8 protein-coding genes, 1 tRNA gene and 1 pseudogene are annotated in these 12,795 nt (G+C 51.7%); all 10 read left to right on the top strand.

Annotation, left to right across the window (positions count from 1 at the left end; genetic code table 11):
- Window positions 1-107: pseudogene (locus tag ACLD9W_RS03470) on the top strand (elongation factor Tu); the annotation flags it as partial.
- A 7-nt stretch (window positions 108-114) separates the two neighbouring features.
- Window positions 115-190: transfer RNA gene (locus ACLD9W_RS03465), tRNA-Trp, on the top strand.
- A gap of 59 nt (window positions 191-249) precedes the next feature.
- Window positions 250-675, top strand: coding sequence for a preprotein translocase subunit SecE (secE, locus tag ACLD9W_RS03460; RefSeq protein WP_410840708.1), 426 nt, complete (start codon window positions 250-252; stop codon window positions 673-675).
- Window positions 676-681: 6 nt separating this feature from the next.
- Window positions 682-1,215 carry a transcription termination/antitermination protein NusG gene (nusG, locus tag ACLD9W_RS03455; RefSeq protein WP_410840707.1) on the top strand — a complete coding sequence of 178 codons (534 nt, stop codon included), beginning with the start codon at window positions 682-684 and terminating at the stop codon, window positions 1,213-1,215.
- Window positions 1,216-1,340: 125 nt separating this feature from the next.
- Window positions 1,341-1,775 (top strand): 50S ribosomal protein L11, encoded by a 435-nt coding sequence (gene rplK / locus ACLD9W_RS03450; RefSeq protein WP_002220151.1) that lies wholly within the window; start codon window positions 1,341-1,343, stop codon window positions 1,773-1,775.
- Complete coding sequence (rplA, locus tag ACLD9W_RS03445; protein WP_410840706.1) at window positions 1,775-2,470, top strand: 50S ribosomal protein L1; 696 nt, start codon at window positions 1,775-1,777, stop codon at window positions 2,468-2,470. Before rplK ends, rplA begins: the two co-directional genes overlap by 1 nt.
- Before the next feature lie 235 nt (window positions 2,471-2,705).
- Complete coding sequence (gene rplJ / locus ACLD9W_RS03440) at window positions 2,706-3,206, top strand: 50S ribosomal protein L10 (protein ID WP_410840705.1); 501 nt, start codon at window positions 2,706-2,708, stop codon at window positions 3,204-3,206.
- 59 nt (window positions 3,207-3,265) lie between these two features.
- Complete coding sequence (rplL, locus tag ACLD9W_RS03435) at window positions 3,266-3,637, top strand: 50S ribosomal protein L7/L12 (protein ID WP_009425977.1); 372 nt, start codon at window positions 3,266-3,268, stop codon at window positions 3,635-3,637.
- Window positions 3,638-3,879: 242 nt separating this feature from the next.
- Window positions 3,880-8,076, top strand: a complete 4,197-nt coding sequence (gene rpoB / locus ACLD9W_RS03430) for a DNA-directed RNA polymerase subunit beta (protein ID WP_410840704.1) — start codon at window positions 3,880-3,882, stop codon at window positions 8,074-8,076.
- Window positions 8,077-8,280: 204 nt separating this feature from the next.
- Window positions 8,281-12,495 (top strand): DNA-directed RNA polymerase subunit beta', encoded by a 4,215-nt coding sequence (rpoC, locus tag ACLD9W_RS03425; RefSeq protein ID WP_410840703.1) that lies wholly within the window; start codon window positions 8,281-8,283, stop codon window positions 12,493-12,495.
- The last annotated feature ends 300 nt before the right edge of the window (window positions 12,496-12,795 follow it).

The raw sequence follows: 12,795 nt of genomic DNA, 5'->3' as shown, positions 1-12,795 counted from the left end.
CCGTTGAACTGATTGCCCCGATCGCCATGGAAGAAGGTTTGCGCTTCGCCATCCGCGAAGGCGGCCGTACCGTCGGTGCGGGTGTTGTGTCTACCGTAATCGCGTAAAGTTTAGAGGCCAGTAGCTCAATTGGTAGAGTATCGGTCTCCAAAACCGAGGGTTGGGGGTTCGAGACCCTCCTGGCCTGCCAAATAAAAAACTAACCGGCCTAGGGTCGGTTAGTTTTTATGTTTTTATAGGTTTTATATAATGGATAAACAAGATAGTGGGAGGCGGCTTGAGCCTGTAAGTGCGCTTATTGATCCTAAGTTGCAAAAGCAGGTGAAGAAATCAATGGCTAAAATCTTGATAAAGTTGACACTTATCATATTGTTGTCTGTTGGAACATGGTTTGTTCTTGCTCGGACATCCAATATTCCTGAGTACATGCAAAATTTGCTCATTATTTTTGCAATCCTTGTGGGTGTTATTATTGTCATGTGGGGTAACTTTTCCCGGTTTGTCAGGTATATAAAAGACTCCGTGGTTGAGCTGAAAAAAGTTGTATGGCCCGAGAAACCATATACGATAAAAATGACAGGTTTTGTTTTGATGTTTGCCGGCATGTTGACTGTTTTTATTTATATCGTTGATTCTGTAATTTCTCGGCTGTTATTTGATCTGCTGATGAGGTAGAAATAAATGTCTAAAAAATGGTATGTGGTTCAGGCATATTCTGGATTTGAGAAAAATGTACAAAAAACGCTAAAAGAGAGAATTGAACGGGAAGGCATGCTGGATCATTTCGGTTCGATTTTAGTTCCTGTTGAGGAGGTGGTTGATATCAAGAACGGACGAAAAACGGTTAGCGAAAGAAAATTTTTTCCTGGATATGTGCTTGTTGAAATGGAGATGACGGATGATTCTTGGTATTTGGTAAAAAGTACGCCGAGGGTGTCAGGTTTTGTTGGCGGTAGCGGAAATCGTCCCTTGCCTATTTCGCAGAGGGAGGTGGATGCGATTATGGCGCAAGTACAAATCGGTGGTGAAAAACCAAAACCAAGAGTGGAGTTTGAAGTTGGGCAGCAGGTAAGAGTGAATGAAGGGCCATTTGCTGATTTTAATGGAATAGTTGAAGAAGTTAATTATGAGAGAAATAGATTGAGGGTTTCTGTTCAAATTTTTGGACGAGAGACTCCTGTTGAGCTGGAGTTTGGTCAGGTTGAAAAGAATTAAGAGTAGGTTGTTCTTTAACTTGTACTTTTATTGAAGTTGCAGTAAAATAATTAGTTGTTTTACTTTTTGTTGATAACTGGGGAGCAATTGTATTGCGTTAATACCCATTTTAGGAGTTTATATAAGTGGCAAAGAAAATTATCGGCTACATCAAACTGCAGATTCCTGCAGGTAAGGCCAATCCTTCTCCTCCTGTTGGCCCGGCTTTGGGTCAACGTGGTCTGAATATTATGGAGTTTTGTAAAGCATTTAATGCTGCAACTCAAGGTATGGAGCCTGGTTTGCCCATTCCTGTTGTGATTACTGCTTTTGCGGATAAATCATTTACTTTTGTGATGAAAACTCCGCCTGCTTCCATCTTGCTGAAAAAAGCAGCTGGTTTACAAAAAGGCAGCTCCAATCCGCTTACTAATAAAGTAGGTAAGTTGACACGCGCTCAGTTGGAAGAAATTGCAAAAACTAAAGAGCCTGATTTGACTGCTGCTGATTTGGATGCAGCTGTTCGTACTATTGCAGGCTCTGCCCGTTCTATGGGTCTGGATGTGGAGGGTGTTGTATAATGGCAAAAGTATCTAAGCGCTTGAAAGCATTGCGCTCCTCTGTTGAGGCTAATAAGCTGTATGCTATTGATGATGCCATCACTTTGGTAAAAAAGGCAGCTACTGCAAAATTTGATGAATCTGTAGATGTTTCATTTAATTTGGGTGTAGATCCCCGTAAATCTGACCAAGTAATTCGTGGTTCTGTTGTATTGCCCAAAGGTACCGGTAAAACAACCCGTGTGGCCGTATTTGCCCAAGGTGCAAATGCTGATGCTGCAAAAGCAGCTGGTGCCGATGTAGTTGGTTTTGAAGATTTGGCTGCCGATATCAAAGCAGGTAATTTGAATTTTGATGTTGTCATTGCTTCTCCTGATGCGATGCGTATTGTCGGTCAGCTTGGTACCATTCTCGGTCCTCGTGGTTTGATGCCGAACCCCAAAGTCGGCACGGTAACTCCGAATGTAGCAGAAGCTGTTAAAAACGCAAAAGCCGGTCAAGTGCAATACCGTACTGATAAAGCTGGTATCGTGCATGCAACTATTGGTCGCGCCTCTTTTGCTGAGGCTGACCTGAAGGAAAACTTTGATGCTCTGCTTGATGCAATCGTTAAAGCCAAACCTGCAGCTGCAAAAGGTCAATATCTGAAAAAAGTAGCTGTGTCCAGCACTATGGGTTTGGGTGTTCGCGTTGATACTGCAAGTGTGAACAACTGAATATTTTGAAGATTTCAAGCAATCTAAGCACGCTTGGATTGCTTGAATTTGGACTACTTAAGTATTAAGTAGATGTCCAAGACCGTAGGGATCGTAAGATTTAATTGTAATAACCCTACGCAGACGGTAGTCCTGAAACAAATTGCAATATTACTGTTTGCAAAATGTCTTTTTAGGTTACCGCGCTGGTGGAGTATCAACCGGTACTCTTTTGATAAACAGTGGGAGGTAGACCTTGAGTCTCAATATTGAAACCAAGAAGGTGGCCGTAGAGGAAATCAGTGCAGCGATTGCTAATGCACAAACTCTTGTGGTTGCCGAATATCGCGGTATCAGTGTTTCCAGCATGACCCAGTTGCGTGCAAATGCACGTAAAGAAGGCGTTTATTTGCGCGTTCTGAAAAACACTCTGGCTCGTCGTGCAGTAGAGGGTACTTCATTTGCAGCATTGGCAGATCAAATGGTTGGTCCGTTGGTGTATGCTGCTTCTGAAGATGCTGTTGCTGCTGCAAAAGTGTTGCACCAATTCGCGAAAAAAGATGACAAAATTGTTGTGAAAGCTGGTTCTTATAATGGCGAAGTAATGAATGCTGCTCAAGTTGCGGAGCTTGCTTCTATTCCGAGTCGCGAAGAACTGTTGTCCAAACTGTTGTTTGTTATGCAAGCGCCTGTTTCCGGCCTTGCGCGCGGTTTGGCTGCTTTGGCAGAGAAGAAAGCAAGTGAAGAAGCTGCTTGATTAATACATTTTTGTCCGTTTGATTTATTTTTTAATACAATATTTGGAGTATAAATAGCATGGCTATTACTAAAGAAGACATTTTGGAAGCCGTTGGTTCTTTGACCGTAATGGAATTGAACGACTTGGTTAAAGCATTTGAAGAAAAATTTGGTGTTTCTGCTGCTGCTGTTGCAGTTGCCGCAGGCCCTGCTGCCGGAGGTGCTGCTGCTGAAGAAAAAACTGAATTTGATGTAATCTTGGCTGCTGCAGGTGAGCAAAAAGTCGGCGTGATTAAAGTTGTCCGCGCAATTACTGGCTTGGGTCTGAAAGAGGCGAAAGATATCGTTGACGGTGCTCCTAAAACCCTTAAAGAAGGCGTTTCCAAAGCTGAAGCTGAAGATATCCAAAAACAATTGGAAGAAGCCGGCGCTAAAGTCGAAATCAAATAAGAGTCGTCCAAATATAGGCTGGCAGCTTGTCTGCCAGCCTTATTGTGTCTGCTTGAATCATACTTATATATTTACTTAAATTTTCATAAGTGGTTTGCGGGTTGCTGCCAGCCGTAATAAAAATTTAAGTAAGTTTTAAAGTTTAAGTAGGTTTCAAATGTCTGAAACATTTCAGACTACCTGATTGTTAATGAACCGGTTCATTCGGTTATTTTTTATTTACTTTGTTGGAGTGTTACGCCATGGCTTATTCTTTTACCGAGAAAAAGCGTATCCGCAAAAGTTTTGCGAAGCGTGAAAATGTCTTGGAGGTTCCTTTTTTGCTGGCTACACAGCTGGATTCCTACGCCAAATTTTTACAACAGGAAAAGGGCTACGATAAGCGCATCGACGAAGGTCTGCAGGCTGCCTTCAACTCGATTTTTCCGATTGTGAGCCATAATGGTTATGCCCGCTTGGAATTTGTCCACTACGTCTTGGGCGAGCCTCTCTTCGATATTCCCGAATGCCAGTTGCGTGGTATCACGTATGCAGCTCCCCTTCGTGCACGTATCCGCTTGGTAATTCTTGATAAAGAGTCTTCAAAGCAGGATGTGGTAAAAGAAGTTCGTGAAAACGAAGTGTATATGGGTGAAATCCCTCTGATGACACCAAGCGGATCATTCATTATTAACGGTACAGAGCGTGTAATTGTTTCCCAGCTGCACCGCTCTCCCGGCGTATTTTTTGAACATGACCGTGGCAAAACCCATTCGTCCGGCAAACTGCTTTTTTCTGCTCGTGTGATTCCTTACCGCGGCTCTTGGCTGGATTTTGAGTTTGATCCGAAAGATCTGCTCTATTTCCGTATCGACCGCCGCCGCAAAATGCCGGTTACCATTCTTCTCAAAGCTTTGGGTTACAGCAACGAGCAAATTCTTGGTACCTTCTACGACAAGGAAAAGTTTTACTTTTCCAAAGACGGAGCGCGTACTGATTTGGTTGCAGGCCGTCTGAAAGGTGAAAGTGCCAAGCTGGACATTACCGATAAAGAGGGCAATGTCTTGGTTGCCGCCGGCAAGCGGGTTACCGCCAAAAATATCCGCGATATTGAAAAAGCGGGCATCAAACATCTGCCTGTCGATCCTGACAGCTTGGTCGGCAAGGTTTTGGCAAGGGATGTTGTGGTTGAAGACACGGGTGAAGTTTTGGCGTCCGCCAATGACGAAATCACTGAGGAGTTGTTGGCGCAGTTGGATATTCACGGCGTCAAAGAGATTGAAACCTTATACATCAATGATTTGGATCAGGGTGGCTATATTTCCGCCACTTTGCGTACCGATGAAACAAATGGCCAACATGCTGCGCGCATTGCCATTTACCGCATGATGCGTCCGGGCGAACCGCCTACCGACGAAGCAGTCGAGTTGTTGTTTAACAGATTGTTCTTCAATGAAGAAAGCTACGATTTGTCCCGTGTAGGTCGTATGAAATTCAATACGCGCACTTACGAACAGAAGCTCAGCGACGAACAGAAAGCTTCTTGGTATGGTCGTTTGCTGAATGAAACCTTTGCCGGTGCAGCAGAAAAAGGCGGTTTCGTATTGAGCGTGGAAGACATTGTGGCATCCATTGCCACTTTGGTAGAACTGCGGAACGGCCACGGCGAGGTCGACGATATCGACCATTTGGGTAACCGCCGTGTCCGCTCAGTGGGCGAATTGGTGGAAAACCAGTTCCGCAGCGGTTTGGCACGTGTCGAACGTGCGGTGAAAGAGCGTCTCAATCAGGCCGAATCGGAAAACCTGATGCCGACGGATCTGATCAATGCCAAACCCGTATCTGCCGCGATCAAAGAATTTTTCGGTTCCAGCCAACTGTCGCAGTTTATGGATCAGACCAACCCGCTGTCGGAAATTACCCATAAACGCCGTGTTTCCGCACTCGGCCCGGGCGGTCTGACCCGCGAACGCGCAGGCTTCGAGGTGCGCGACGTGCATCCGACCCACTACGGCCGCGTTTGTCCGATTGAAACACCGGAAGGCCCGAACATCGGCCTGATCAACTCGTTGTCGGTTTACGCGCGCACCAACGAATACGGCTTTTTGGAAACTCCCTACCGTCGCGTGGTTGACGGCAAAGTGACTGATGAAATCGAATATCTGTCGGCCATTGAGGAAGGCAGGTTCGTGATTGCGCAGGCCAATGCCGCCTTGGATGCAAAAGGCCGTCTGATTGACGAGCTGGTTACCTGCCGTGAAAAAGGCGAAACCATCATGGCTACCGTCGACCGTGTCCAATATATGGATGTGGCAACCGGCCAGGCGGTATCGGTAGCGGCTTCGCTGATTCCATTCTTGGAGCATGACGACGCCAACCGCGCTTTGATGGGTGCGAACATGCAGCGTCAGGCGGTTCCCTGTCTGCGTGCGGAAAAACCGATGGTGGGGACGGGCATCGAACGCGCCGTAGCCGTCGATTCGGCAACCGCCATCGTTGCCCGCCGCGGCGGTGTGGTCGAGTATGTCGATGCCAACCGCGTTGTGGTGCGTGTACACGATGAAGAGGCAGTGGCCGGCGAAGTGGGTGTGGACATCTACAATCTGGTGAAATTCACCCGTTCCAACCAATCGACCAATATCAACCAACGTCCTGCTGTCAAAGCAGGTGACGTGTTGCAGCGCGGCGATTTGGTGGCCGATGGCGCTTCGACCGATTTGGGAGAACTGGCGCTGGGTCAGAATATGACCATCGCCTTTATGCCGTGGAACGGTTACAACTATGAAGACTCGATTCTGATTTCCGAAAAAGTGGCAGCTGACGACCGCTACACCTCGATTCACATCGAAGAGTTGAACGTGGTTGCGCGCGATACCAAGTTGGGCGCGGAAGACATCACCCGCGACATTCCGAATCTGTCCGAGCGTATGCAAAACCGTTTGGACGAATCGGGCATCGTCTATATCGGCGCGGAAGTGGAAGCGGGCGACGTGCTGGTCGGCAAAGTAACGCCCAAAGGCGAAACCCAGCTTACTCCCGAAGAAAAACTGCTGCGCGCCATCTTCGGCGAAAAAGCATCCGATGTGAAAGACACCTCGCTGCGTATGCCAACCGGCATGAGCGGCACCGTAATTGACGTGCAGGTATTCACCCGCGAAGGCATCCAGCGCGACAAGCGTGCCCAATCGATTATCGATGCCGAGCTCAAACGCTACCGTTTGGATTTGAACGACCAGCTGCGCATTTTCGACAACGACGCATTCGACCGTATCGAACGCATGATTGTCGGCCAGAAAGCCAACGGCGGCCCGTTGAAGCTGGCCAAAGGTAGTGTCATTACAGCCGAATATCTGGCCGGCTTGCCGAGCAAACACGACTGGTTCGACGTACGCGTGGCCGACGAGAACATCGCCAAACAGATGGAGCTGATCAAAGGCAGCCTGCAAGACAAACGCGAAGAAGCCGAAAGTCTGTTTGAAATCAAGAAAAAGAAAATGACACAGGGCGACGAGCTGCAACCCGGCGTACAGAAGATGGTGAAAGTGTTCATCGCCATCAAACGCCGCCTGCAGGCGGGCGACAAAATGGCCGGACGCCACGGTAACAAAGGCGTGGTATCGCGCATTCTACCCGTGGAAGACATGCCCTACATGGCAGACGGCCGTCCCGTCGACATCGTGCTGAACCCGCTGGGTGTGCCGTCGCGTATGAACATCGGCCAGATTCTCGAAGTGCATTTGGGTTGGGCGGCAAAAGGCATAGGCGAGCGCATCGGCCGCATGCTTGACGAACAGCGCAAAGTCAAGGAAATCCGCAAGTTCCTCGATACCATGTACAACGGCGATTTGGGCGGCCCCGACATGCACAAGGAAGACCTGTCGAAGCTGAGTGACGAAGAAATCCTCACGCTGGCGCACAATCTGCGCAACGGCGCGACTTTCGCTTCGCCCGTATTCGACGGCGCCCACGAGAGCGAAATCAAAGCCTTCCTCGAGCTGGCCTACCCGAGCGACGATCCCGAAGTGCAGAAACTCGGCTTCAACGACACTAAAACCCAGATTACGCTCTACGACGGCCGATCCGGCGAACCGTTCGACCGCAAAGTTACCGTCGGCGTGATGCACTATCTGAAACTGCACCACTTGGTGGACGAAAAAATGCACGCCCGCTCGACCGGACCGTACTCGCTCGTAACCCAGCAGCCCTTGGGCGGCAAAGCCCAGTTCGGTGGCCAGCGTTTCGGTGAGATGGAGGTGTGGGCGCTGGAAGCCTACGGCGCATCCTACACCTTGCAGGAGATGCTTACCGTCAAATCTGACGACGTCAACGGTCGTACCAAAATGTACGAAAACATCGTCAAGGGCGAACACAAAATCGACGCCGGCATGCCCGAATCGTTCAACGTCCTCGTCAAAGAAATCCGCTCGCTGGGCTTGGATATCGACTTGGAACGCCATTAAAACGGAGTTTCAGACGGCCTCTGCCTTCATCAGGCCGTCTGAAAAGACCGCCGCCCGTTTACTGAAACAAAATACGGACGGCGCTGTTCTTCCCGTTTTCAGACGGCCTCCTGCCCGCTGCCGACAGGCCGTCTGAAAAAAACGTTTCGGCATCCCGCCAAAAGCGGCGGGACAAAAAACACACTTCCTTATTAAGGAGCAAAAATGAAAGCATTGTTAGATTTGTTTAACCCCCTGCAAGCCGCAGGAATGGAAGAAGAATTCGATGCCATCAAAATCGGCATCGCCTCCCCCGAGACCATCCGTTCGTGGTCTTACGGCGAAGTGAAAAAACCCGAAACCATCAACTACCGCACCTTCAAACCCGAGCGCGACGGCCTTTTCTGTGCCAAAATCTTCGGTCCGGTCAAAGACTACGAATGCCTGTGCGGCAAATACAAGCGCCTGAAATTTAAAGGTGTTACCTGCGAAAAATGCGGTGTGGAAGTGACTTTGTCGAAAGTGCGCCGCGAGCGCATGGGACATATCGAACTGGCCGCGCCCGTCGCCCACATCTGGTTCTTGAAATCCCTGCCTTCCCGTCTCGGTATGGTGCTGGACATGACCCTGCGCGACATCGAGCGCGTGCTGTACTTTGAAGCTTTCGTCGTGACCGATCCCGGCATGACGCCGCTGCAACGCCGCCAGCTGCTGACCGAAGAAGACTACTATCAGAAGCTTGAAGAATACGGCGATGATTTCGATGCCAAAATGGGCGCGGAAGGCATCCGCGACTTGCTGGCCGGGCTCAATATTTCCGCCGAAGTGGAAATGCTGCGTCAGGAATTGGAAAGCACCAATTCCGACACCAAAATCAAAAAAATCGCTAAACGCCTGAAAGTGCTGGAAGCCTTCCAGCGCAGCGGCATGAAGCTCGAATGGATGATTATGGACGTGCTGCCCGTGCTGCCGCCCGACTTGCGTCCCCTCGTGCCGCTGGACGGCGGCCGTTTTGCCACTTCCGATCTGAACGACCTCTACCGCCGCGTCATCAACCGCAACAACCGCCTCAAACGCCTGCTCGAACTGCATGCGCCCGATATCATCGTGCGCAACGAAAAACGTATGTTGCAGGAAGCGGTAGATTCCCTGCTCGACAACGGCCGCCGCGGCAAAGCCATGACCGGCGCTAACAAACGTCCGCTCAAATCGCTGGCCGACATGATTAAAGGCAAGGGCGGCCGTTTCCGCCAAAACTTGCTTGGCAAACGCGTCGACTATTCCGGCCGTTCCGTGATTACCGTCGGTCCCTACCTGCGTCTGCACCAGTGCGGCCTGCCGAAAAAAATGGCCTTGGAGCTGTTCAAACCGTTCATTTTTCACAAACTCGAACTGCGCGGCGAAGCGTCTACCGTCAAAGCGGCGAAAAAACTGGTCGAGCAGGAAGTGCCGGTGGTTTGGGACATTCTTGACGAAGTCATCCGCGAACACCCGATTATGCTCAACCGTGCGCCGACCCTGCACCGCTTGGGTATCCAGGCCTTCGAACCGATTCTGATCGAAGGCAAAGCCATCCAGCTGCACCCCTTGGTGTGCGCCGCGTTCAACGCCGACTTCGACGGCGACCAAATGGCCGTCCACGTTCCGCTGAGTCTGGAAGCGCAGATGGAAGCCCGCACCCTGATGCTGGCCTCCAACAACGTGCTCTCTCCCGCCAACGGCGAGCCGATTATCGTGCCCTCGCAAGACATCGTCTTGGGTCTCTACTACATGACCCGCGACAAAATCAACGGCAAAGGCGAAGGCAGCCTGTTTGCCGATGTGAAAGAAGTACACCGTGCCTATCACACCAAACAGGTTGAGTTGGGTACGAAAATCACCGTGCGCCTGCGCGAGTGGGTAAAAAACGAAGCGGGCGAATTCGAGCCGGTGGTCAAACGTTACGAAACTACTGTCGGACGCGCCTTATTATCCGAAATCTTGCCCAAAGGTCTGCCGTTTGAATACATTAACAAAGCGCTGAAGAAAAAAGAAATTTCCAAGCTGATTAACGCATCGTTCCGCTTGTGCGGCCTGCGTGACACCGTGATTTTCGCCGACCACCTGATGTACACCGGTTTCGCTTTTGCAGCTAAAGGCGGCATCTCCATCTGCGTCGACGATATGGAAATTCCGAAAGAGAAACCGCAGCTGCTGGCCGAAGCTCAGGCCGAAGTGAAGGAAATCGAAGACCAATACCGCCAAGGTTTGGTTACCAACGGCGAGCGCTACAATAAAGTGGTCGATATTTGGGGGCGCGCGGGCGACAAAATCGCCAAAGCGATGATGGACAATCTGTCCAAACAAAAAGTCATCGACCGCGACGGCAAAGAAGTCGAGCAGGAGTCGTTCAACTCCATCTACATGATGGCCGACTCCGGTGCGCGCGGTTCCGCCGCCCAGATTAAACAGCTTTCCGGCATGCGCGGCCTGATGGCCAAACCGGACGGCTCGATTATCGAAACGCCGATTACCTCCAACTTCCGCGAAGGCTTGTCGGTACTGCAATACTTTATTGCGACACACGGTGCGCGCAAAGGCTTGGCCGATACCGCCTTGAAAACCGCCAACTCCGGTTACCTGACCCGCCGTTTGGTAGACGTCACCCAAGACTTGGTTGTCATTGAAGACGACTGCGGCACTTCCGACGGCTTCGTCATGAAAGCCGTGGTGCAGGGGGGCGACGTGATCGAACCGCTGCGCGACCGCATTTTGGGACGCGTTGCCGCACAGGACATCGTCGATCCTTCCAGCCATGAAACCTTGGTGGAAGCCGGCACCATGCTGTCCGAGCAGCTTGTCGACCTCATCGACAATTCGGGCGTGGACGAAGTGAAAGTGCGCACACCGATTACTTGCAAAACCCGCTACGGCCTGTGCGCCAAGTGTTACGGCCGCGACCTTGCGCGCGGCAAACTGGTTAATGCGGGCGAAGCCGTCGGCGTGATTGCCGCCCAGTCCATCGGCGAACCGGGCACCCAGCTCACCATGCGTACCTTCCACATCGGCGGCGCGGCTTCCCGTGCGGCGGCAGCCAGCCAAGTGGAAGCCAAATCCAACGGTACGGCGCGTTTCAACAGCCAGATGCGCTATGTCGCCAACAACAAAGGCGAACTCATCGTCATCGGCCGCTCCTCCGAAGTCGTCATCCACGACGACATCGGCCGCGAGCGCGAACGCCACAAAGTGCCCTACGGCGCGACACTGCTGGTTCAGGACGGCGCAGCCGTCAAAGCCGGCCAAACCCTCGCCACTTGGGATCCGCACACCCGCCCGATGATTACCGAGCACGCCGGCACGGTGAAATTCGAAAACGTCGAAGAAGGCGTTACCGTCGCCAAACAAACCGACGAAATCACCGGCCTGTCCACCCTCGTCGTCATCGACGGCAAACGCCGTTCCAGCAGTGCCAGCAAACTGCTGCGCCCGACCGTGAAGCTGCTCGACGAAAACGGCGAAGAAGTGAAAATCCCCGGCACCGAAACCGCCGTGTCCATGGCCTTCCCCGTCGGCGCGGTGATTACCGTGCGCGAAGGGCAGGAAATCGGCAAAGGCGACGTACTGGCGCGTATCCCGCAGGCTTCCACCAAAACCCGCGACATTACCGGCGGTCTGCCGCGCGTGGCCGAACTCTTCGAAGCCCGCATTCCGAAAGACGCCGGCATGCTGGCCGAAGTCACCGGCACCGTCTCCTTCGGCAAAGAAACCAAAGGCAAACAGCGCCTGGTGATTACCGATGTCGACGGTGTGGCACACGAGACCCTGATTTCCAAAGAGAAACAAATCCTCGTCCACGACGGTCAAGTGGTGAACCGCGGCGAAACCGTCGTCGACGGCTCCGTCGATCCGCACGACATCCTGCGCCTGCAAGGCATCGAAGCCCTGGCACGCTACATCGTGCAGGAAGTGCAGGAGGTTTACCGCCTGCAAGGCGTGAAGATTTCCGACAAACACATCGAAGTCATCATCCGCCAGATGCTGCGCCGCGTGAACATCGCCGACGCGGGCGACACCCACTTCATCACCGGCGAACAGGTCGAACGCGCCGACGTGATGGCCGCCAACGAAAAAGCCCTGGCCGAAGGCAAAGAGCCCGCCCGCTTTGACAACATCCTTTTGGGTATCACCAAAGCCTCGCTCTCAACCGACAGCTTCATCTCCGCCGCGTCCTTCCAGGAAACCACCCGCGTGCTGACCGAAGCCGCCATCATGGGCAAACGCGACGAATTGCGCGGCCTGAAAGAAAACGTTATCGTCGGCCGCCTCATTCCCGCCGGCACCGGCCTCACCTACCACCGCTCCCGCCGCCGCCAATGGGCGGAGCGGCTGGCAGATGCGAAGGCCGAAGATACCGCGCTGACTGCTGCCGAAGCTGCCGCCAACAGCGGATTGGAAAACTGATCCGAAAGCAAACGCCGTCTGAAAAGACGGCGTTTTTTCATGTTGGTTAAGCGGGCGAATCAAATCCCGCATCATTCTGCCGCCGCCGTTATGTCCGCACAAAAAACAAAGACGTTGATTCAAAATACCGAAAGGCCGTCTGAAAGCGCAGCTTCAATGAAGCTGAAACGTTCAGACGGCCTTTCGCCCCGCGTGTAGAGCGTGTCACTCTGCGACGCACGCGTTTTCGAAGTCTCGACAGATTTCATCGGAAAGGCTATGTCCAACTTCCAAGCGCTGCGATGTATGCATTGAGGCCGT

Origin of the sequence: Neisseria sp. WLZKY-1, from assembly GCF_046546535.1 — a bacterium.
In the GTDB taxonomy this organism is placed as follows: Bacteria; Pseudomonadota; Gammaproteobacteria; order Burkholderiales; family Neisseriaceae; genus Neisseria.
Note: the sequence above shows the minus strand (reverse complement) of the source record. Positions and strands in the feature narration are given on the sequence as shown.